Origin of the sequence: Providencia vermicola (assembly GCF_010748935.1) — a bacterium.
GTDB classification, from domain to species: Bacteria; Pseudomonadota; Gammaproteobacteria; order Enterobacterales; family Enterobacteriaceae; genus Providencia; species Providencia zhejiangensis.
Map to the genome: position 1 here is coordinate 2,936,404 of NZ_CP048796.1, position 21,469 is coordinate 2,957,872.

The following is a 21,469-nucleotide window of genomic DNA, read 5'->3' on the forward strand; positions in this document are numbered from 1 at the left end:
GGCAATTTTTTTCATATTTATGCTTTACAAGCATCAATAGGATGGGTAATATTCGCCTCGTTCTCAGGAACATCGCAATTCCTCCATAGTTCAGTCGGTAGAACGGCGGACTGTTAATCCGTATGTCGCTGGTTCAAGTCCAGCTGGAGGAGCCAAATTTAAAAAGCCCGCTTTATAGCGGGCTTTTGCTATTTGAAGATAACCTCGCTTTTCCTATCACTATTTTTCACTACTATCGTCGTTTATTCATCACGTCTTTCCCCCTCGAAAGCACGTTACCATGCCCTATTCGATGAAACTTACAGCAATTCGATCACAGAACAAGCAATCAAACTTTTCTTACCGTTTCTTCTTTGACATTTCGATCCAGTAACGCTACTATTCCTCTCGCTTTAAGGAGTTCCTCCATAGTTCAGTCGGTAGAACGGCGGACTGTTAATCCGTATGTCGCTGGTTCGAGTCCAGCTGGAGGAGCCAACTTAATTCACCTACCTTTAGTACACTCCCTGTTTTTTCCTTTATGATAAATCCAAATTGAAAACGCTTATATTTCAAGATAATTGTCAATTAGCGTAGCTATTTTATCGTTTTCGTTTTATTATTCTGCTCCGGCTTGAGCATCTTGCTCATTACTCTATTTCCCCCTTTATGGAGCCGGTTTCATGACAACTGCAACAACTTTAACGATCCGCCGCCCAGATGATTGGCATGTTCATTTTCGCGATGGTGATATGCTGAAAACTGTAGTGCCCTATACTAGTCAGTTTTTCGGTCGTGCCATTGTCATGCCAAACCTTGTCCCCCCAGTTACGACCATTGAAATGGCTAAAGCCTATCGTGAACGCATTATGCAAGCGGTTCCTGTGGGTCATCAATTTACGCCATTAATGACTTGTTATTTAACCGATACGACGAATGCCGATGAACTCATTCGTGGTTTCCAAGAAGGGGTATTTACAGCGTGTAAGTTATACCCTGCTAATGCGACAACCAATTCAAGTCATGGTGTTTCTGATATCAAAAATATCTATTCAGCACTTGCTGCAATGGAGCAAGTTGGCATGCCACTATTGATCCATGGTGAAGTCACTTCAAGTGATATCGATATTTTTGACCGCGAGGCGCGTTTTATCGAGCAAGTCATGGAACCACTCAGAAAAAGGTTTCCTAAATTAAAAATTGTGTTTGAGCACATCACGACAAAAGAAGCTGCTCAATATGTACAAGAGGCAGACAATTATTTAGCTGCTACATTAACACCGCAACATTTAATGTTTAACCGTAATCACATGTTAGTGGGTGGTGTACGCCCTCACCTATATTGCTTACCTATTTTAAAGCGTAATGTGCATCAAGAAGCACTACGTGCAGCCGTTGCATCTGGTAATAAGCGCTTTTTCTTAGGGACCGATACGGCGCCTCACGTACAACATCGTAAAGAGTCATCTTGTGGTTGCGCGGGCGTATTTAATGCACCGACCGCACTCGCAGCTTATGCAACGGTATTTGAAGAACTCGGTGCACTGGCACATTTTGAAGCCTTTTGCTCATTAAATGGGCCTAAGTTCTATAATCTTCCTGTTAATGAGGGCTTTATCCAATTAACAAAAGAAAAAAATATCACTGCCTCATCGATTGATTGCGGTCATGATAAATTGATCCCATTTCTCGCTGATGAAGATGTATCTTGGTCTGTACGCGTTGTTAGCTAATCATTTTGACGGGAAGCTAATCACTTCCCGTTAGTCTATTAATCCCTTTTCTGTGACTTTTTTGCATAATCTGTCATTTAGATGCAAAAAAAACGACTTTCCTCTTTTCAAATGACAAAATCCTTTTATACTAAGTGATACTCGTTATGAGTATCTCGCCCTTAGTCAGTTATCGATATGTATTTATCACGTAGTATGATTAGGAGGTGTCTATGAATAGAAAAAATGATGTGATTCAAACCCACCCTGTTGTTGGTTGGGACATCAGTACCGTTGATGCCTATGATGCAATGATGCTGCGTTTGCATTATTTGCCAGAAAAAAGTGAAAATAGTGAAAGTGCTGTTGTTGACAAGACAATGTGGTTAACAACCGATGTAGCAAGGCAGCTGATTAATATTCTACAAGCCGGTATCGATAAAATAGAATCTGGTGATTATGTAGAACCAGATTTTAAAACGCACTAGAGAAAGTAATGGATATTCGGGTTTATCCCCAATATCCATTAGCACATTCAATGCCTTCTTATTCTTAATTTAAATAGATTCAATCTTTATATTTAATATAGTTAATATTAATAGCATAAAATTGATAATTGTTATTTTCGATTTATTATCAAAAACAAACAAAATTAATTATTTTTTATCATTAGTTTATTGACTTTAATATCCCTTACAATTTATTGTAATATTCTTTTCGAACAAGGATGTTCCTTATGAGAATACTAGTGATTGATGAGTGTTATTATACTCGAATTGGCATTACTGAATATTTATCATCTAATAAAAAATTAGAATTTATCAGTGTGGGGTGTATTGATGAAGCGATTAGTTGTATTAATGACACCAAGCCGACAATAGTCCTTGTGAATTTAACTTACTATTGCCATCACTCTAATTATTGCTTATCACTAAAAAAACTTTTAACATCATCGAATGAAACAAGGTTTTATATTTATATCAATGCCACCTACCCAATATCAGACAAGCCATTATTATTAAAGGACAACTATTTTATTATGTCTAAAAAAATCATTATTCCTACTTTAGATAAAGTGATTAATGATTCAGAACATATCAAGGAAACAATAAAACTAACAAATAAATCAAACTCATCAATATTTACATTAAAAGAACAGTGCATTATTAATAGTTGGATGAATGAAACACCTAATCACCTTATTTCTAAGAAATTGGGGATCAGTAATAGTACGGTTTATTCACAAAAGAGGCATATCGTCACAAAAGTGTATGTTAAAAATCGTATAGAGCTTTTCTTTATTTATAATATTTTTAAATATCTCTATTAAAAAAAAGCCCTACATAGGGCTTTTTTAAAAATTAATTATCACTATTTAATAAGCCATCTTCTAAACGATGACGTGATTTATTAAATATTTTATTGCTAACTTCACGGCCTGCTCGGCGGGCACGTTGCTGCTCTTCAGGTAATTTCATTTCTTCAGTACATGCAGCGCTACAGCAGCCTTCATATTTCTCAGCACAAGATGGGCATTGGATAAATAATAAATGGCATCCATCATTCCGGCAATTAGTATGTGAGTCACAAGGTTCACCACATTGGTGACAATGCGCTAATACTTCATCAGTGATACGCTCTCCCATGCGGTTATCGAACACAAAGTTTTTCCCTTTGAAACGCAAAGGTAAACCCTGTTCTCTCGCTTTACGCGCATACTCAATAATACCACCTTCAACATGGTAGACGTTTTTAAAGCCATTATGCAGCATGTATGCGCTAGCTTTTTCACAACGGATCCCACCAGTACAGTACATGACAATGTTTTTATCTTTTTGTTGTTGCAACATGTCAACAGCCATTGGTAGTTGCTCTCTGAAAGTATCAGATGGCACTTCCAGTGCATTTTCGAAATGGCCTACTTCATATTCATAATGGTTGCGCATATCCACAAAAACAGTGTTTGGATCATCAATCATCTCATTCACTTGTTCCGCTTTGAGATACTGTCCCGTCTTTGAAGCGTCAAACGAATCATCTGTAATACCATCAGCAACCACACGATCACGAACTTTCATGCGAAGTACCCAGAAAGATTTTCCGTCATCGTCGATAGCAATGTTAAGGCGTAAGCCATCTAATTCAGGGCTAGTCTGATAAATAAGTTCGCGTAGTGCGTCAACCTTTGATGAAGGTATGCTGATTTGCGCATTGATACCTTCTTTAGCAATATACACTCGCCCAAACACATTAAGTGCTTTGAATTTCACATACCAATCATTTCTAAACTCGACCGGATCTTGGATATTGAAATATTTATAAAAAGAAATCGTTGTTCGCGGCTCAGTCTCAGCCAACATACGTTCTTTAAGAATTTTATTCGAAACTTGATTGTGTAACACTGGCATGGTGTTCTCTTTTCCTTTGTAACTAACTCATCGTTAAAGCTTAAAATCAGATGGTGTCCACGAAGTGTCCACACGAGATCATTCGCCAATATTATCGCTGTTATTTTGTTAATAAAAAACCCCTAATGTTAAGGGGTTTTATTTTTTAGTAATACAAAAGGGAAACTTACCGTAATAGATGAGTTTATTTCAACGTGAAATTAAGTTATATTATAACATTAAAATTTGACATTATTTACTCAATCCGACTCATTAACATAGATCGCCTATGAAATTCAAAGCGTTGCTTCTTGTTCTCTGTTTAATATTCACAGCAAAAAGTATTTCTCATCCTCATAGCTTTATCGATATGCAAGTAGTGCCAGATATCAAGCAACAGCAATTTATTGGCCTAACGTTTACTTGGAAAATGGATCCCATGACGTCCGCTGATATTGCTTATGAACTGAAAAATAGTAAGGAAGATGACCCTAAATGGAAAGCTCAGGCAGCAACGCTTATGGCAAATATTCTAGCTCAAGACTATTTCACCGATTTTTATTCGCAAGGCAAAAAAGCGGCCTTCCACACAATACCGAGCCATTACCAATTACGCCGTGAAGGGCTGCAACTAATTTTCTCTTTTAGCATGGTTTTGAAACAGCCTATCGCGATAAAAGGTTCAAATATCGAGTTCATGACCTATGACCCCACCTTTTTTGTCAGCATGACTTACCCCAATCAGCAATCGGTGATTGCCCCACAAGCGCTTAATGCCGCATCATGCCACCTCACCTTGCAAGAGCCTAACGTGTCTGACGAATTACGTTTCTATGCTTATTCACTTGATATTAATCAGACACCTGAAGAGGACACAACCTTAGGGCTGCAATTTGCTCAGAAGGTAAAAATACAATGCCAATAAGTCGATTAGCTCAAGTTTTACGCCCCAAAATTGTTCTCAGTCTCTTATTATTCGTAACTCTTAGCGCTGTTGCTTATCAAATTTACCAGTACTGGCCCCTTTGGTTACAAACCAGTGTTGCTTGGCAACGTCAGTTAAATCTTTCTCTGACTGAGTTATTGCAATCAACTCAACGAGCCCCTTTACAAGCAGGAAGCTTACTTGTCGCGGTCAGCTTTCTCTATGGCTTTTTACATGCGGTTGGCCCTGGCCATGGTAAATTGATTATTAGTACTTATATTGCAACACAACCAACTCGCCTAAAACAGAGTGTCCTACTCAGTTTACTGGCCTCCCTGTTACAAGGTGGTGTGGCGATTGTCCTCGTCTCCGTTATCTTAGTCGTTTTCCAATTATCCACCCGCCACCTCAATATAGTCAGCTTATACAGTGAAAAACTCAGCTATGCATTCGTCATCTTGCTCGGTTTTTTGTTCTGTTTAAAGGCGATTCACCAGTGGTATAAAACCGCTCAAAGACGCACGGCATCTGTATGGAAAATACACACAATTTCACCATCGAAACTAAGCCATGGCGCCGTTCTTAAACCGACACTTTCCACGGATGCTGTTTGCGGTTGTGGTCATCAACACGTTGTTTCAAGTAGTCAATTACAAACGAGTATACGTACACAAATCCTTGTCGTGCTCTCTATGGGGCTACGCCCTTGTTCAGGGGCGATACTTGTTTTGCTATTTTCGTCAGTAATAGGCGTTTATCTGTGGGGAGTACTTGCCGCCCTAGCGATGGCAATGGGGACAGCCTTAACGATTTGTTTAATCGCTTGTTTTGTCTATTTTATGCGTGATAACGCAATGCGGATAACGAAAACGCGCAGTCCCCCTTTTTCGCCGTATTGGGGAATAGCGATTAGCTTATGTGCTGGGATTGTGTTTATCTTGTTAGGTGTCTTGATGTACCAAAGCTTAACACTCAATGAAGTGAGTTCACCTTTACTTACGCCTCGAATACACTGAGTAATATGCGAAAAAAAGGAGGGCTCCCCCTCCTTGGCATCTGCCGAAGTTACGATGAGGTAGCTACATCGTAAGCGCAATGTCAACTGTCTAAACTGAATGTGACCAGAACCATCCTCTCTGGCCACCTGTTATTTCTAACCAATAAGTTCAATACGAGCAGGCAATCCTTGTCTTACCGATGCTCCTGAAACCCAATCTAACCACGTGTTTGCCACTTCACGCGTTGGGTCGGCAAAACCTAGGTCATTTAGGTTGATACCTGAACCATTCGCTGCATTCATCGGCATCGGTTCACCATCAAGAAAGTGCTGTTTCGCCCCCATTTCTTTGTGACCATAGCCATGTTCAATCGCAAGTACCCCTGGCATCACACCGTCTAATACACTGATTTGAGCTTCTACATGACCTCCTGGCGTCGTGATTTTGACCCAATCGCCATGCTTAACACCCATTTTTTGTGCATCATTAGGGTGAATAGCCACAAGGTTGGTCGGCTTCACATGGCGTAAGCGTTCAATCATCGTGGTAGAACTGCTCATAACATGTGATTTAAATGACATGAGTTTTAATGGCCATTCGTTTGGTGGGAAGATATTGTTGACATCCTCACCATTAGCTAAACGCGGTGGATAATAGGTTGGACATCCACTGTAACGCTCGCCTGTAATGGCATGGCGATTAACCGCAACCGTTGGGTTCCAAATCTGTAAACCTTTTTTCCATTGTGGTCCTGTCGCATCACCATCCCATGCTTTTTCATAAGGAGCAAAACGACCACCACGTGTATAGATATAGGCTACGCGTCTGATCTCTTCAGGTTTTAGTGTTTTCTCCATGGCTGGCATAATGCGTTCCACACCACTGAGCTGAATGTCTTCGCTTGCCGCTTCTGGTACAGGCTTCTCACCCAACCAAGCCATATTCGCTGCCACACGTAGATAATAATCTTCTGCACTGTTCAATGAATGTTTATTGCCATCCATATCTTCAATAACGTTATCACCAAATCCTGGAAGGTTTAGTTCTTTAGCGACCGCAATACAGAATGCTTCCATCGAAATAGGCTGACCATCCGCCGTTTTCGCGGTACGCGGCTCAACAATCGGCCAGCGAGCTGTACTTGCTTTGACCTGGACGCCAGACCAAGGAGCACTGAATCCCCAACTTTCAAAATTATGAGTATCAGGAATGATATAGTCAGCCAATGCGGTGGTTTCATTCATAAAGGCATCAATACCAATGATAAGAGGAAGATGTTTTGGATCTTTCAGTTTCTCTTCCATCACTTGACGGATCCCTGCAATACCGTAAACAGGGTTCGTCATATTGGTGATCCACGCCTTCAATTGATAGGGATATCCCATCAGTGCCGATGCTAATTGCTCTGTTAATTGGCCTTTAGCAAACGGATACCAAGGTGCTTTCGCAGGATAAGGTGATTCACCCGCAGCGACACGAGCCTTGAATTCATCAGATTTTTCATAGACTTCGTTACTACGTGATAATACGACACCCTTTGGTTTCACTTTACCTGCATAGCTCGCTATCTTATAACGAGGACCATCGGTTTCGCCGTTAAATTTGCCGCCACCAACAGAGACTCCCCCTTTGAGGTTTAAGTTACCAATCAGTGCATTCAACATAATGACCGACCAAGCGGTATAAAAACCATTGCCTCCCATCATCCCACCATGGGAAATTACAGCGGCTTGACGATCATAAGAGGTCAAGGCGCGACCCAATGATTCGATCGTCTTCACAGGAACTTGGCAACGTTCGCTATACTCTTCTAGAGTCATGCGCTCAGCCGCTTCTTTTAAGCATTGGAAACTTGATTTCACAGTAACTTCACTACCATCATGTAACGTTACTTTACGCGTCACAAACAGTTGTGCATTCGTGACATCATCAGCAAGTTTTAGCTCACCCGATGCATCCTGTACCAAGTATGCTTTTTTACTTTGTTCATCATCCGCGACTTGTCCATTCAAGTGTGAAGCAAGTAATAATTGTCCCGCTAATGGATGTGCGTCATCAGTGATCACCAAGTGCGTCGAGTTAGTCCAACTCTTCTCCCCCGCTGCTTGCATCGATTTTTCGCTCGGCACACTCAAATAGGCCGCATTATAACGCTCATTTTCGATGATCCAGCGGATCATTCCCATGACGAGCGCAGCATCAGTACCCGGTTGAACAGGTACCCAATGACCATGATCGTTAGCAAGTGTTGTCGTTAACGGTAATGCAGGCGCAACTACGACATAGTTAAAATTATCTCGTAAACGAGCAGACGCTAATTGGCGACCTTGACGTTTAAATGGGTTCCCTGACTGTGCTGGTGAGGTTCCAATAAATAAGGCAAAACGAACGTTATCCCAATCGGGTTTGACGTGTGCGTTTTTATCCAAATCATCCATTAATGCACCAGAACCCGCACGATAGGCTAAACCACAATAGGAGCCGTGGGCACCAAAGTTCTTGCTACCAAACGCATTTTGCGCAAAGCGTCGAATGAAACCATCTCGGCCATCATCCCCAGCATTAGTGACTAATAATTGGTTTGCTTTTGGACCTAATTTGGGTTGTGCAGGATCCAGAGGGGTTTCGAGGTCACGAATAGCACGTAGTCCATCAACATGTCCCTCTCCAAATAAATCACCGCCCTCAACCACTTCTTTAATCAGTTGCTCAAAACTAATACGTTCCCATTTACCTTCACCACGCTGACCAACACGCTTCATTGGCTCTAGGATACGTAACGGACTCGTTAGTCCTTCCATCAACGTCGCACCACGTGCACATGCCGTTGAACGATGCTCTAAACCACTTTCTCCCCCCATTTTGTTGAAGGCCGTTTTCAAAGGCATACCATAAGGAAAATGCTTTTCATGAGAAAGTGGATGGTATGGGTTACCTGCAATACGTAATACTTCATTCTTTGCCGTATCAACACGTGCGCGAATACCACACTGTGTCCAACAACCGAAGCATTGTGTCATGGCAACGACTTGTTCTGGATTTTCCTTCCAGCCACCATTCGCTTGGCCTTCAGGACGTAATGAGTTGCCATTGATACGATCTAATGTCACTTTACCGGAGGTGCCATTGGCGAGGCCATCGACTGCACGCTTAGCAACGTCACGGTAACCTGCACCAAACAGTGCTAATCCACCGACAACTAAACCACCTTTAAGCCATTGACGTCTTGAGAATTTAGCCATGTTGCACTCTCCTTGCAAACCAACGAACACCTTCACGAACGATAATAATTAGTGCAATCCACAATCCGAATGTACCGAGTAATGCGAGTAGCCCATCAGTGCCCATCGGGAAATGATATGGATTAACGATAACGTTGTATTTTGGTACCGCTTGAACTTCCATCAAGAATACCCAACGTAAACTCCAAGTTAGCCCCATCGCGACTAATGCAGCAACGGTGATATAACCTATCGAACGAGTCGCCTTCAGATTGAATACTGACATCAATAACGCGGCAACCCATAGTGCACAAATCCCCATTAACATCCACCAGCCAGGGCTTGCTACATCGAGTTGATGACGTACTGCAATACCTGAAATGGTGTCACCTGATAACCATAATGCGAAGCACACGGCTAATAAAAGTAAGGTGATAACCTGAAAACGTGCTAGACGTTGTTGATATTGTGGCTCACGTCGTGCACCTAAACCGATTAAAGCGGGCACTGCTTGCATTGCACTGAAGAATAGCAATACTGGGATCCACCAGCTAAACCAAATTGGTCGTGCGATTAATACTGACGCTTCACGTCCGGTATACAGCAATAACCCTATGGCGGATAGAGCAGACAATAGCGCAACCCAACGCGTTGCTTTAAACTCTTTTTTCCAAATAAACTTAACCAAGAGTGCGATGAAATACAGGCCAGTAAAGGTCGTAAATAAAGGCAACAGCACAGATCCCCACCACATCCATGACCAAATGGTTGGATGGGCATAGAAATGCCATACACGAGCCGTTTGGTGCAGATCCGCTGTCAATGCTAATGGTGCTGTAATACCCATCGTTATCGTGATAAATACCGCTATCATTTCTAAACGGCTATTTTCACTCTTAGCTTGCCAGTGTAAGTAACAAGCGTACAAGGTTGCACATGCTGCAATACCGATAAAAAAGAAATACTGAACCGCCCAAGGCAACCAAAAAAACTCTTGCGGTTGAGCCATAATTTCTGAGATATAAGCCACTTGTTCACTCATCAGAACACCTCCTGCCACAGTGCTGGTTGCCCTTTGCCGGCTAACGGCTGAACAAAAGCATCATCCAGACCTAAATAAAACACTTGCGGTAATGTGCCACTTTCAGGTTTAAGAACTTTAATTTCTGCTTCATGTTCTGTGAGCATTTTCCGAATAGTACTATTCGGATCTTTTAAATCACCGATAATGCGTGCCCCACCAACACAGGATTCAACACAAGCAGGTAATAATCCCACCTCAAGGCGATGAGCACAGAAAGTACATTTATCTGCGGTTTGTGTTGTGTGGTTGATAAAACGCGCATCGTATGGGCAGGCTTGAACACAATAGGCGCAGCCAACACAGCGTTCATTATCAATCACCACGATGCCATCTTCACGTTGGAACGTTGCTTGCACAGGACAAACAGGCACACAAGGCGGGTTATCGCAATGGTTACATAAACGGGGCAACAGGACGTTTGTCAGCCCTTCTTCACCTTGCAAAGAGACTTGATATTGGTTAACCGTCGTCCGGAATTGACCTTGTGGCGTCTGATTCTCAACAGCACAGCTAACAGTACATGATTGACAACCGACACAGCGGCGTAAATCGATCAGCATTCCATAACGCTTTTCAGGATTACCTTCACGACGAGTTGGAGCGAAATTAAGTCCTGCTTCAGCAATCGGTATCAACGATGCCCCGGCAGTCACAGCTCCTAATTGTTGTAGAAATTTTCGTTTACTCAGATCCATAATTGGCTCCAGTAGGACATTGCTAATGCTAAAATAGAGGATAAAAATTGCTATTCTTTTGGTTTTACAGGTTTTATTTACCTGTTACATCAAGCTATTTTTGATAACCCCAGTAATTCTTATTTCTCTTTAAAAACGGTGTGTTATCTTTAATTGGTCTTATTGTAAGAGGGGCAGCGTAACGACCCTATTGTGGTTTACCACATACCCGTAGCTAAATTGATCTAACGCAACTAATAAGCCAAATATGTTAAAGAAATACTCTATGTCTTTGTATCGATTACTGATAATCATTCTTATTGCCGGGTCATTTCCGGCCATGGCAGCAGAATGGAAAATTGGGGTGCTTGCCTTACGCGGTGCTAACTCAACCCAAACCCATTGGCAAACATTAATTGATACATTGAATAATGCGCTGCCTGATGAGCATTTCACTTTGCAGCCGCTTAATTTAGATGAGATGCGTAATGCGATTTCAGAACGCAAAATTGACTTTTTACTCACTAATCCCGCACAATTTATTCAATTAGATAGCCGTTATCATCTACGTTGGTTGCTCTCTTTACGCTCTTCCGTCGAACCCGATAGTACAACACGCAATGTGATTGGTAGCCTTATTTTAGTGCGCGCTGATAGCGAGGTTAACGAAATAAAAGACCTCATCGGTAAGAAGGTGGGGGCAATTTCTCCGGATGCATTTGGAGGCTATCTGTTAGGTTATAAAGTATTGCGAGATATGGGCTATGATGCCGAAAAAGATTTTCGCATGCAGTTCCTCGGCTTTCCTGCCGATGCATTATTGTATGCGTTACGGGACGACTCACTTTCTGCGGCCATTATCCCTGTCTGTTTATTGGAGAATATGGATAAAGAAGGGTTAATTGATAAAAACCATTTCCGTCCTTTAATCGAACATGAGAGCAATTTACCCTGTAAAACCAGTACAGAACTCTACCCGAATTGGTCGTTTGCCGCGCTGAATGATGTTCCTGATAATTTAGTTGATAAAGTGACTAAAACACTGCTTTCATCGGATAAGTCAGGTATGCGCTGGGGAGCCCCCGCCTCGGTCAATCAAGTTGAGACGCTATTGCGTGATGTGAATCAACACCCACAACAACGCCAAATTTGGCAAGATATTGTGAGTTGGCTGATCCAGCATCAAATCACTATCAGCATCGCGGTACTGTTTTTTATTCTACTTGGCATTAACCATGTTTGGATCGCATTTTTAGTTCGTCGCAAAAGTCGACAACTCGAAGACGCGCACAATCGCTTACGACAACAAGAAGCCAACTTAGCAAAGGCGCAACGGCTGAATATATTAGGCGAAATGGCTTCTGGGTTTGCTCATGAGTTAAACCAACCTCTTTCGGCAATCCGCCACTATGCCCAAGGCTGTATTTTACGTCTTCAAAAAGAGTCAGATGAACATCCACTGATTAACGCCCTCACTAAAATTGATAATCAAGCGCAGCGCGGTGGTGATATTATTCGCAATCTTCGGTTATGGGCAGGAAAACCAAACCAAGAAGTTGCGTTACCTTTAAGTGAGCAATATGTCATACCGACCATACAACATATCTGGCAGCTACTACGAGTTCCACAGCATTACCCACTCGTCAAACTGATTTTACCTAATAGCCATGATGTCTGCTTGAAGCTCCCAGAAACACTACTTGACCAATTACTCTCCAATCTAATCAGTAATAGCTTACAGGCTGGTGCAAAGACTTTATGTTTTAGTTTTCACTTTGCACCAGAACGATTTTTATTGGTTTTACAAGATGATGCCGGTGGTATGGCGCCTGAACAGCTCACTCAAGGGATTACGCCCTTTGCGACGACGAAAAAAGAGGGACTCGGACTTGGCTTAGTGATTTGTCAGCGGCTGATTCAAAGCCAAGGAGGGGATATTCGTATTGAAAATAATCTGAGTGAGGAGGGGTTAAATGGCCTAAGAGTGACCTTAATTTTTCCTTATGAGGAAAAAGTATAAACACCAACCGCCTTCATACATCGACGGATAACATGAAGGCGAGGGTCATCTATTTTCAAGGTGATGTTCAATAAGAATGGAGTCATATCCCCTCACGCTAAATTTTAATGAATGTCGATTTACTTTCGCATACTATTGATAACATTAATCATGTGAATATGAGACAATCACGCTTCACCCGTTTAGATATTGATACCCCAGTTTGATGAAATGAGGTACTTATTCATGCCTGTTATACATCTGGTGGACGATGATCCTGCTGTCACGGATGCCTGCCAATTTCTTCTTGAAACACTCGGTTATACCGTTGTGGTTTGGAATGACAGTGAACAATTTATCCAACAAGCAAATCTTCATCAAGAAGGTGTGGTACTGCTCGATATGCGCATGCCAAAACTTGATGGCCGCCAAGTCCATCAATTACTCAAAGAACAGCAAAGTACATTAGCAGTCATTTTTCTTTCTGGTCACGGTGACATCCCTATGGCTGTCGAGCAAATCAAACTGGGTGCGGTCGATTTTCTCCAAAAACCCATTGATAGCCAATTGCTCGCTAAAACACTCGAACAAGCTCAAACAAAAACAACGCAAGCGACGGCCAGTTACCTCATCCAGCAACGCTACCAAACACTGACACCGAGAGAGAAAGAGATTTGCAAGTATGTCTTACAGGGCTTAATCAACCGAGAAATTGCAGACGTCGCCTGTGTATCAGTGCGAACTGTTGAAGTACACCGCTCCCGAATGATGGAAAAAATGGCTGTGCGTAATATTGCTGAATTAATGAGTACGCTACAGACGGCTAATTTATTAAATGAATAATTTGTTATAATAAGAACATTATTGATAAATAGGCTAATGTTTAAACTAAATCAGTCATTTCATGATGCTTTAGTCGTCAAAACCATAGATTAATCGTTGTTATAATAACAATGTCAATAACGAACAACGGTATAAAATCACTAACCTAATTTTTGGAAACCAATGATACAAGCTCCAAAGTTTCATAAAAGTTTATTACACCCACGTTACTGGCTCACTTGGTTTGGCATCGGCTTGCTGTACCTGCTAGTTCTGTTGCCCTACCCCATGATCTATTGGATGGGCACACGTTTAGGCATGCTATCGAAGCGATTACTGAAAAAGCGTGCACAGATTGCCGATCGTAATTTAGCACTCTGCTTCCCTGAAATGAGTTTAGAAAAACGCCAACAGTACATTAACAAAAATTTTGCATCCGTTGGCATGGGCGTTTTTGAAACAGGAATGGCTTGGTTTTGGCCTGAATGGCGTATCCGTCGCTGGTTTAAAATTGAAGGACGTGAACATATGCTCGCGGCGCAATCAACAGGTCGTGGCATTATCGTTTTAGGGATCCACTTTTTAACCTTAGAGCTAGGAGCAAGAGCATTCGGTATACTTAATCCAGGCATTGGCGTTTATCGTCCAAATGACAATAAGCTGATGGATTGGTTACAGACTCGCGGGCGTCTGCGTTCTAATAAATATATGTTAGACCGGAAAGATGTTAAAGGGATGGTACGTAGCTTAAAACAGGGGGAAATTCTCTGGTATGCCCCTGACCATGATTATGGTCCTCGAAACAGCTCTTTTGCACCGCTGTTCGCGGTAAAAAATGCCGCAACCACAAATGGTTCAGCGATTTTATTACGCCTTGCCGACCCGTTAATTGTACCTTTTATTCCTCGTCGATTACCTAACGGCAAAGGATATGAATTAATCATTCAGCCTGCTATCGACAACTTCCCCGTTGATAATGAAGTGGCGGTGGCAACAAAAATGAACCAGCTCATTGAACAAGCGATATTATTAGCCCCAGAACAGTACATGTGGCTACATCGACGGTTCAAAACACGTCCCGAAGGAGAACCTTCATTGTACGGTGATTTAGACAAAATCCATCATTGATAAAACACAGCGGCTGTCGGTTTTCTGACAGCCGCTGTGTTTTAAGCATTACAGTTGAGTAAGGAGTCTATGTTAAACAGAAACAGTTATTGGAAACGTAACCTTTATGTGGTCTGGTTTGGTTGTTTTTTAACGGGGGCTGCATTTAGTCTGATCATGCCTTTTCTTCCGTTATATATCGAAGAACTCGGCGTGACCGATCATAGCTCTTTAAACCTTTGGACAGGTGCGGTTTTCAGTATTACGTTTTTGTTTTCTGCGATTGCAGCGCCGTTTTGGGGGCGATTATCTGACCGAAAAGGCAGAAAGTTAATGCTGTTGCGTTCGGCATTAGGTATGGCCATCGTAATGGTATTAATTGGATTTGCTCAAAATATTTGGCAGTTACTCGCCCTTAGGGCGCTATTAGGCTTACTCGGCGGATTTGTTCCCAATGCTAACGCATTAATTGCGACGCAAGTACCGGTTAAGAAAAGCGGTTGGGCGATGGGCGTGCTCGCAACCGGTGCGGTAAGTGGCGCATTAATTGGTCCGCTTATTGGGGGATTACTGGCCGACCAATATGGCCTACGCCCAGTATTCTTTATTACCGCTAGCGTACTCTTTATTTGCTTTATTGTTACGCTATTTTATGTCCGAGAACGTTTTACCCCAGTTTCACGTCAAGATGCCCTTAATAACAAGCAAGTCTTTGCATCGCTAAAAAATAAAAATCTGGTGATCAGCTTATTTTTTACGACCATGATTATCCAAGCAGCAATGGGTTCAATCAACCCAGTTATTACACTGTATGTTCGTGATCTCGCTGGCACAACAGAGAACTTAGCTTTTATTAGTGGTGTCATCGCGTCTATTCCCGGTATCGCCGCCCTGCTTAGCGCCCCTCGGTTAGGTAAATTGAGTGACCGCATTGGTCCTGAAAAAGTCTTACTGGCGGTATTAGCCGCTTCTATTTTTGTGTTATTCCCGATGGGGCTTGTCAGTAATTATTGGGAACTTGGCGCACTACGCTTTTTACTCGGGGCATTAAACGCGGCCTTATTACCCGCCGTACAAACATTAATTATTTACAATATCTCTCACCAAGTGACAGGCCGAATTTTTAGCTATAACCAAGCATTACGTGATGTGGGAAACGTCACGGGTCCACTAATGGGATCATTTGTTGCGGCAAGTTATGGCTTTAGAGCTGTGTTTTTCTTTACCGCAGCCTTGGTGTTATTCAATTTAATTTATTCATGGTACATCATTAAACGACAATCCCAAGGTTGTCAGTCTCCCTCTGTTTGAATGTGATAGAAAGCAAAAAATTTTTTTTCGCTAAAAAAATTCGTTCCATACCGCCCGCTGATAAATGCAGTTATTTATTCATTTCCCTGATTTATTGTAGGTATAACAGCATTTTATGCAAAAAACAGAGAAAACATAACTTAAGCTTATGTTTTTGAAGGCTATGATTGTTTTATAATCATCTCTTTTCTTGTCAACCAAATTCCTGTATTGTCGCCTACCTTATCGTGAAAAGTGCGATTGATATCGACTTTTCACCTTAAAAATACACTTTTAACAAGAAATATATTCTGTTTATAAGTGTTTTTATAATAATGTATGTTAAAAATATGTTTACAAAATTAAGTTAACATATCTATAAATTTTAACACCTACAGATTCGCTAGGTGTATTTCCAAGCACAACCAATCAAAAAATAATTTATCGGAGTTCACAGATGAGTCATTCTGCGACTAAAACAAAAACCTTTTTTGGGCACCCGTACCCACTAAGTTCACTCTTCCTCACTGAAATGTGGGAACGGTTTTCTTTCTATGGTGTACGCCCTCTCCTCATATTATTTATGAGTGCAGCACTATTACAAGGGGGAATGGGGTTACCCATTGAACAAGCATCCGCAATTGTCGGTATCTTTGCTGGTGGTGTTTATATCACCTCACTTCCTGGAGGCTGGCTTGCCGATAACTGGTTAGGGCAACGTCGAGCAGTTTGGTATGGCTCATTGATCATCGCGTTCGGTCACCTATCCATCGCGATGTCCGCCTTCTGGAGTAATACCTTTTTCTTCGTCGGTTTGTTACTGATTGTATTAGGTACGGGTTTATTTAAAACTTGTATCACCGTCATGGTAGGGACACTGTACAAGAAAGAAGATACTCGTCGTGATGGTGGTTTTTCACTATTTTATATGGGCATTAACATGGGGTCATTTATTGCTCCTTTGATTATTGGCCCTCTACATGAAAAATATGGTTGGCACCTCGGCTTTGGCCTAGGCGGCATCGGTATGTTGATCGCGTTGTTAATTTTCCGATTCTATGCCATTCCGCAAATGCGCCGATATGATAAAGAAGTTGGATTAGATTCCACTTGGAACCGTCCAACTGTAGAACGTAAAAATGTTGGTAAATGGGTTACTGTTGCAATGGCATTGCTAGCAGTCTTAGTTATCTTAATCGATAATGGCACGATCCCATTCAATGCATCGACAATTGCAAAAAGCTCCGCTTATATCATTGCAACTTGTGTTGGTATCTATTTCTTCTTTATGTTCTTCTTTGCAGGCCTAAATAGCAGCGAACGTTCACGTCTACTGGCTTGTTTAATACTGCTCATTGCTGCCGCATTTTTCTGGTCAGCGTTTGAACAAAAACCAACGTCGTTCAATATCTTCGCGCGTGACTATACCGATCGCCAAATGGGTTCCTTTGAAATCCCAACGATTTGGTTCCAATCTATCAACGCATTATTCATCATTCTGTTAGCGCCGGTATTCAGCTGGTTCTGGCCTTCCCTCGCCAAGCGCAATATGAACCCAAGCAGCATGACTAAATTTGTCATTGGTATCCTATTTGCTGCGGCAGGTTTTGCGGTCATGATGATGGCTGCTAATCAAGTTCTAGCGACACAAACGGGGGTCTCTCCCTTCTGGTTAGTATCAAGTATCTTGTTGCTGACATTGGGTGAACTGTGCTTAAGCCCTATTGGGTTAGCCACAATGACATTATTAGCACCACAAAAAATGCGTGGTCAAGTGATGGGCCTGTGGTTCTGTGCTAGCGCACTCGGTAACCTTGCGGCTGGTATTATGGGCGGTAATATCAATAAAGAACAATTGAATTCAATGCCTGAGCTGTTCTCACACGTTTCAATAGCATTAGTTATCTGTGCCATTGTTCTGGCTGCCTTAATTATCCCAGTCAGAAAAATGTTAAAAAACGCAGATGAGAATGAAGCGAAAGCAGAATAATCCTCATTAACGTCTCTATGCCCGATAGGTTTTTACAGCCTATCGGGCATTTTTATTTCAAGCATTAACCTATTATGTTGATGCTTAATTAGCGCTATACTCCTTTCCCTCTTACTCATTTAGCACCCTATTAAACTTGCCTTTGGAAAACCATTATGAGTACTACAACCTTTCCTGTTTATTATGTTGATGCCTTTACTCAACAACAATTTCACGGTAATCCTGCTGCTATTGTGTTACTCGAAACATGGCTTCCAGATGATCAATTAATGGCTATTGCTGCTGAAATTAATCTTTCAGAAACTGCATTCTTAGTTGGAGAGCATATTCGCTGGTTCACACCTAACGTAGAAGTTAAATTATGTGGTCACGCGACACTTGCGGCGGCATTTATACTGCATCAGTTTAAGCAACACCCGATTTCACCTTTCGTATTTCAATCTCTTTCTGGAGAACTCATCGTATACAAAAATGAAAAAGGGTTTACACTCGATTTCCCTGTGCTAGAAACAAAACAGGTTGCTGTTACCGATCACCCTCAATTAACCGACATTTTAGGGGTCGATATAGAATCATTATGGCTCGCTAAAGACCGCTATGTCTGCTTTTTAAGTGATGCCAATCAAGTTGCCAACTGTACGCCTAATCTGAGCGCGATGGCCGCGCTCCCTCTACCAGGCCTAACCATTACTGCCCTCAGTGATAACCCAAATGCTGATTTTGTATCCCGTTACTTTGCTCCCGCCAAAGGGGTCGACGAAGATCCGGTAACAGGTACCTCGCATTGCGCTATCGCACCATTATGGGCTGCACGTTTAAATAAAAATCAGCTAATCGGTCATCAAATATCTGCTCGTGGTGGTGTCGTGTTATGTTCAGTCGACAATGAGAGAGTCAAACTGACTGGAGAAGCAACGCTATTTTTAACCGGTAACATCCATATTTAAGCTCACGAATATGTGTTTGACTACGTCCCTATATTGACCCAAAAAATAATTATCAATGAAACATCGCCGGTGTAACTCATTTTGGATAGCGTATAACAATAAATTTATATACCCTAAATAAGGGGAATGTGGCAGCAATGAGGTAATCATTCGCCAGCCACATTCAATATGGATGGCTTGGACATATAAACCGAGTCATCACCACGGTGTGAAATATGGCTAATTTAGTCCCATAGCAAATAATTGTAAGGCAACATTATGCGTTCTGACGTTGATGAGATAATCACGCAAAAAATCGAAGATTCTATTACCAGTGTTTCCAAGGTTATTTTTCCTACGACCACAAACCATCATGATACCTTATTTGGTGGAACCGCCCTTGCGTGGATGGATGAAGTCTCTTTTATTACTGCAACGCGTTTTTCTCGTAAACGTTTGGTCACCGTTTCAACCGAAAAAATCAACTTCACTCACCCGATCCCCTCCGGCACAATTGTTGAATTAGTGGGTAAAGTGAGCCGTGTTGGTAGAACAAGTTTGACAGTAAATGTTTCTATCTTTTTAGAAGATATGTATCGTGAAGGCCGCGAAGAAGTGATCCATGGTCAATTTAACTTTGTCGCTGTCGATGATCATGGTAAACCAACACCACTTTTCGATTTTCAATAGATCAGCATTCAATCTGGGTAGCAAGTCTAAAGTCTTACCTCATGAATGTATTGAGGTATTATTCTAAACGCTACCCTATCACACAGAGTAATCAGTCATTAATTCTTCCTTATTGGAAATAAAAAATAATAACCATCTACTTAAAAGATAACTTTAAAAAGCAGCAATGTGACGATATTGCCAGTTTTTCCTTCCATATTTAAAGATGATTCATAGTAAATAACATACCTACGCAGCCTGATTAACCTCATTTCACACTACAAAAACCGCAATGACTCACCAATAAAAATACCAAATAAACTATAGGGGTCATTTTTTAAAAAAGTATTTTCTATTTAAATCAATACATTATACTCCCCAGTCACTGATTACAAAAAAACGTGATAATTATCACATATAGTCGCGAATTAACTCCCCTGATACCTCCATTTAGTTACATTTACTTAGTCATTAAACGAGTAAAAATAATATAGAGAGGAAATCTATGAGACATGGTGATATTTCGAGTAGTCCTACATCCGTGGGTGTTGCTGTCGTTAATTACAAAATACCTCGCTTGCATAACCGAGATGATGTTATTGAAAATGCAAATAAAATTTCAGATGTCATTGCGGGTATAAAAACAGGCTTTCCAGGTCTTGACCTTATTATTTTTCCTGAATATAGCACCCAAGGGATCATGTATGATCATGAAGAAATGATGGCTACCGCAGCAACGGTTCCCGGTGATGAAACAAGAATATTTTCAGCGGCTTGTAAAGCGAATAAGGTTTGGGGGGTATTTTCTATCACGGGTGAACAACATGAAGAACATCCTTTAAAAGCGCCCTATAACACGCTTATTTTGATCGATGATAACGGTAATATAGTCCAAAAATACCGTAAAATTATTCCATGGTGCCCTATCGAAGGCTGGTACCCCGGCGATAAAACTTATGTTTCTGATGGACCTAAAGGATTAAAAATAAGCCTGATCATTTGTGACGATGGAAATTACCCTGAAATATGGCGTGATTGCGCAATGAAAGGCGCAGAACTTATTGTTCGTTGTCAAGGTTATATGTATCCCGCTAAAGAACAACAGATAATGATGGCAAAAACCATGGCATGGGCAAATAACTGTTATGTTGCTGTCGCAAATGGCACTGGGTTTGATGGGGTTTATACCTACTTTGGGCATTCTGCGATTATTGGTTTTGATGGACATACATTAGGTGAATGTGGTGAAGAGGAAATGGGTGTGCAGTATGCTCAACTCTCAGTAACTGAAATCCGCGATGCTCGCCGATATGATCAATCACAAAACCATCTATTTAAGATTTTACATCGTGGCTATACCGGTATTTATAATTCGGGTGACGGTAATAAAGGGCTTGCTGAGTGTCCTTTTGAATTTTATCGCAGCTGGGTACTTGATGCAGAAAAAACGCAAGAACAGGTTGAAAGCATCACTCGAGATACTATCGGTATTTCAGAATGCCAAGTTTACGATTTACCCACGGATGAAAATAAAATAAAAAATGTTGGTTAACTAAAATCTGAAGTAGTAATTCATTATTGAATAAACGTTAAATATATTAATACTTGCTATTAATTTTCTACATCAAGGATAAATGGAGAGTATTTGGCATCTCTATTAGCCAAATATTATATAAATAGCAACTT

The 21,469-nt window shown here is 41.3% G+C and carries 17 protein-coding genes and 2 tRNA genes; 15 read left to right on the forward strand and 4 right to left on the reverse strand.

The window, feature by feature from the left end; all coding sequences use genetic code 11:
* The first annotated feature begins 79 nt into the window (after window positions 1-79).
* From G3341_RS13285 to G3341_RS13305, 5 genes are all read left to right on the forward strand, one after another.
* Window positions 80-155, forward strand: a tRNA-Asn gene (locus G3341_RS13285).
* Window positions 156-401: 246 nt separating this feature from the next.
* Window positions 402-477 (forward strand) — tRNA-Asn (locus G3341_RS13290).
* A gap of 185 nt (window positions 478-662) precedes the next feature.
* Window positions 663-1,712 (forward strand): dihydroorotase, encoded by a 1,050-nt coding sequence (gene pyrC, locus G3341_RS13295; RefSeq protein ID WP_163862387.1) that lies wholly within the window; start codon window positions 663-665, stop codon window positions 1,710-1,712.
* A 212-nt stretch (window positions 1,713-1,924) separates the two neighbouring features.
* A complete protein-coding gene (bssS, locus tag G3341_RS13300; protein ID WP_154635662.1) occupies window positions 1,925-2,179 on the forward strand; it encodes a biofilm formation regulator BssS in 255 nt (84 codons plus the stop codon).
* A 248-nt stretch (window positions 2,180-2,427) separates the two neighbouring features.
* The gene (locus G3341_RS13305) at window positions 2,428-3,021 is read left to right on the forward strand and encodes a LuxR C-terminal-related transcriptional regulator (protein ID WP_163862390.1); all 594 of its coding nucleotides are present in this window, start codon (window positions 2,428-2,430) and stop codon (window positions 3,019-3,021) included.
* 31 nt (window positions 3,022-3,052) lie between these two features.
* Here the strand turns inward: G3341_RS13305 and G3341_RS13310 are convergent, their stop codons facing one another.
* Window positions 3,053-4,099, reverse strand: coding sequence for a rhodanese-related sulfurtransferase (locus tag G3341_RS13310; protein WP_154623002.1), 1,047 nt, complete (start codon window positions 4,097-4,099; stop codon window positions 3,053-3,055).
* A gap of 268 nt (window positions 4,100-4,367) precedes the next feature.
* Here G3341_RS13310 and G3341_RS13315 point away from each other — a divergent pair, with 268 nt between their 5' ends.
* A complete protein-coding gene (locus G3341_RS13315; protein ID WP_163862393.1) occupies window positions 4,368-5,003 on the forward strand; it encodes a DUF1007 family protein in 636 nt (211 codons plus the stop codon).
* A complete protein-coding gene (locus G3341_RS13320; protein WP_163862396.1) occupies window positions 4,994-6,019 on the forward strand; it encodes a nickel/cobalt transporter in 1,026 nt (341 codons plus the stop codon). The genes G3341_RS13315 and G3341_RS13320 overlap by 10 nt, the downstream gene beginning before the upstream one ends.
* Window positions 6,020-6,156: 137 nt before the next feature.
* On the opposite strand, the gene ttrA is transcribed toward G3341_RS13320, so the two are convergent.
* Genes ttrA through ttrB form a run of 3 tightly spaced genes read right to left on the reverse strand, consistent with a single transcriptional unit; the run spans window position 6,157 to window position 11,001 of the window.
* Window positions 6,157-9,243, reverse strand: a complete 3,087-nt coding sequence (gene ttrA / locus G3341_RS13325) for a tetrathionate reductase subunit TtrA (protein WP_163862398.1) — start codon at window positions 9,241-9,243, stop codon at window positions 6,157-6,159.
* Entirely contained in the window at window positions 9,236-10,264 is a 1,029-nt protein-coding gene (ttrC, locus tag G3341_RS13330) for a tetrathionate reductase subunit TtrC (protein WP_154623006.1), read from the reverse strand. The genes ttrA and ttrC overlap by 8 nt, the downstream gene beginning before the upstream one ends.
* Complete coding sequence (ttrB, locus tag G3341_RS13335; RefSeq protein ID WP_154623007.1) at window positions 10,264-11,001, reverse strand: tetrathionate reductase subunit TtrB; 738 nt, start codon at window positions 10,999-11,001, stop codon at window positions 10,264-10,266. Before ttrB ends, ttrC begins: the two co-directional genes overlap by 1 nt.
* Window positions 11,002-11,266: 265 nt before the next feature.
* Here ttrB and ttrS point away from each other — a divergent pair, with 265 nt between their 5' ends.
* The 8 genes from ttrS (at window position 11,267) to G3341_RS13375 (ending at window position 21,335) form a co-directional block, all read left to right on the forward strand.
* The gene (ttrS, locus tag G3341_RS13340) at window positions 11,267-13,000 is read left to right on the forward strand and encodes a tetrathionate respiration histidine kinase TtrS (RefSeq protein ID WP_163862404.1); all 1,734 of its coding nucleotides are present in this window, start codon (window positions 11,267-11,269) and stop codon (window positions 12,998-13,000) included.
* 225 nt (window positions 13,001-13,225) lie between these two features.
* Complete coding sequence (ttrR, locus tag G3341_RS13345; protein WP_154623009.1) at window positions 13,226-13,822, forward strand: tetrathionate respiration response regulator TtrR; 597 nt, start codon at window positions 13,226-13,228, stop codon at window positions 13,820-13,822.
* Window positions 13,823-13,984: 162 nt separating this feature from the next.
* Window positions 13,985-14,929, forward strand: a complete 945-nt coding sequence (locus G3341_RS13350; protein ID WP_154623010.1) for a Kdo(2)-lipid IV(A) acyltransferase — start codon at window positions 13,985-13,987, stop codon at window positions 14,927-14,929.
* A gap of 69 nt (window positions 14,930-14,998) precedes the next feature.
* Window positions 14,999-16,219 (forward strand): multidrug efflux MFS transporter MdtG, encoded by a 1,221-nt coding sequence (mdtG, locus tag G3341_RS13355; RefSeq protein ID WP_154623011.1) that lies wholly within the window; start codon window positions 14,999-15,001, stop codon window positions 16,217-16,219.
* Window positions 16,220-16,655: 436 nt separating this feature from the next.
* On the forward strand, window positions 16,656-18,188 hold the full coding sequence (locus G3341_RS13360) for a peptide MFS transporter (RefSeq protein ID WP_154624628.1): 1,533 nt from the start codon (window positions 16,656-16,658) through the stop codon (window positions 18,186-18,188).
* Between the two features lie 155 nt (window positions 18,189-18,343).
* A complete protein-coding gene (locus tag G3341_RS13365) occupies window positions 18,344-19,135 on the forward strand; it encodes a PhzF family phenazine biosynthesis protein (RefSeq protein ID WP_163862408.1) in 792 nt (263 codons plus the stop codon).
* Between the two features lie 258 nt (window positions 19,136-19,393).
* Complete coding sequence (locus G3341_RS13370) at window positions 19,394-19,804, forward strand: acyl-CoA thioesterase (RefSeq protein WP_154624630.1); 411 nt, start codon at window positions 19,394-19,396, stop codon at window positions 19,802-19,804.
* 484 nt (window positions 19,805-20,288) lie between these two features.
* Window positions 20,289-21,335, forward strand: coding sequence for an aliphatic amidase (locus G3341_RS13375; RefSeq protein WP_154624631.1), 1,047 nt, complete (start codon window positions 20,289-20,291; stop codon window positions 21,333-21,335).
* Window positions 21,336-21,469: the final 134 nt, after the last annotated feature.

Bases quoted from the DNA above. Each gene is read 5' to 3' on its own strand.
- pyrC (WP_163862387.1), top strand. From the start codon at position 663: ATGACAACTGCAACAACTTTAACGATCCGCCGCCCAGATGATTGGCAT.
- bssS (WP_154635662.1), top strand. From the start codon at position 1,925: ATGAATAGAAAAAATGATGTGATTCAAACCCACCCTGTTGTTGGTTGG.
- G3341_RS13305 (WP_163862390.1), top strand. From the start codon at position 2,428: ATGAGAATACTAGTGATTGATGAGTGTTATTATACTCGAATTGGCATT.
- G3341_RS13310 (WP_154623002.1), bottom strand. From the start codon at position 4,099: ATGCCAGTGTTACACAATCAAGTTTCGAATAAAATTCTTAAAGAACGT.
- G3341_RS13315 (WP_163862393.1), top strand. From the start codon at position 4,368: ATGAAATTCAAAGCGTTGCTTCTTGTTCTCTGTTTAATATTCACAGCA.
- G3341_RS13320 (WP_163862396.1), top strand. From the start codon at position 4,994: ATGCCAATAAGTCGATTAGCTCAAGTTTTACGCCCCAAAATTGTTCTC.
- ttrA (WP_163862398.1), bottom strand. From the start codon at position 9,243: ATGGCTAAATTCTCAAGACGTCAATGGCTTAAAGGTGGTTTAGTTGTC.
- ttrC (WP_154623006.1), bottom strand. From the start codon at position 10,264: ATGAGTGAACAAGTGGCTTATATCTCAGAAATTATGGCTCAACCGCAA.
- ttrB (WP_154623007.1), bottom strand. From the start codon at position 11,001: ATGGATCTGAGTAAACGAAAATTTCTACAACAATTAGGAGCTGTGACT.
- ttrS (WP_163862404.1), top strand. From the start codon at position 11,267: ATGTCTTTGTATCGATTACTGATAATCATTCTTATTGCCGGGTCATTT.
- ttrR (WP_154623009.1), top strand. From the start codon at position 13,226: ATGCCTGTTATACATCTGGTGGACGATGATCCTGCTGTCACGGATGCC.
- G3341_RS13350 (WP_154623010.1), top strand. From the start codon at position 13,985: ATGATACAAGCTCCAAAGTTTCATAAAAGTTTATTACACCCACGTTAC.
- mdtG (WP_154623011.1), top strand. From the start codon at position 14,999: ATGTTAAACAGAAACAGTTATTGGAAACGTAACCTTTATGTGGTCTGG.
- G3341_RS13360 (WP_154624628.1), top strand. From the start codon at position 16,656: ATGAGTCATTCTGCGACTAAAACAAAAACCTTTTTTGGGCACCCGTAC.
- G3341_RS13365 (WP_163862408.1), top strand. From the start codon at position 18,344: ATGAGTACTACAACCTTTCCTGTTTATTATGTTGATGCCTTTACTCAA.
- G3341_RS13370 (WP_154624630.1), top strand. From the start codon at position 19,394: ATGCGTTCTGACGTTGATGAGATAATCACGCAAAAAATCGAAGATTCT.
- G3341_RS13375 (WP_154624631.1), top strand. From the start codon at position 20,289: ATGAGACATGGTGATATTTCGAGTAGTCCTACATCCGTGGGTGTTGCT.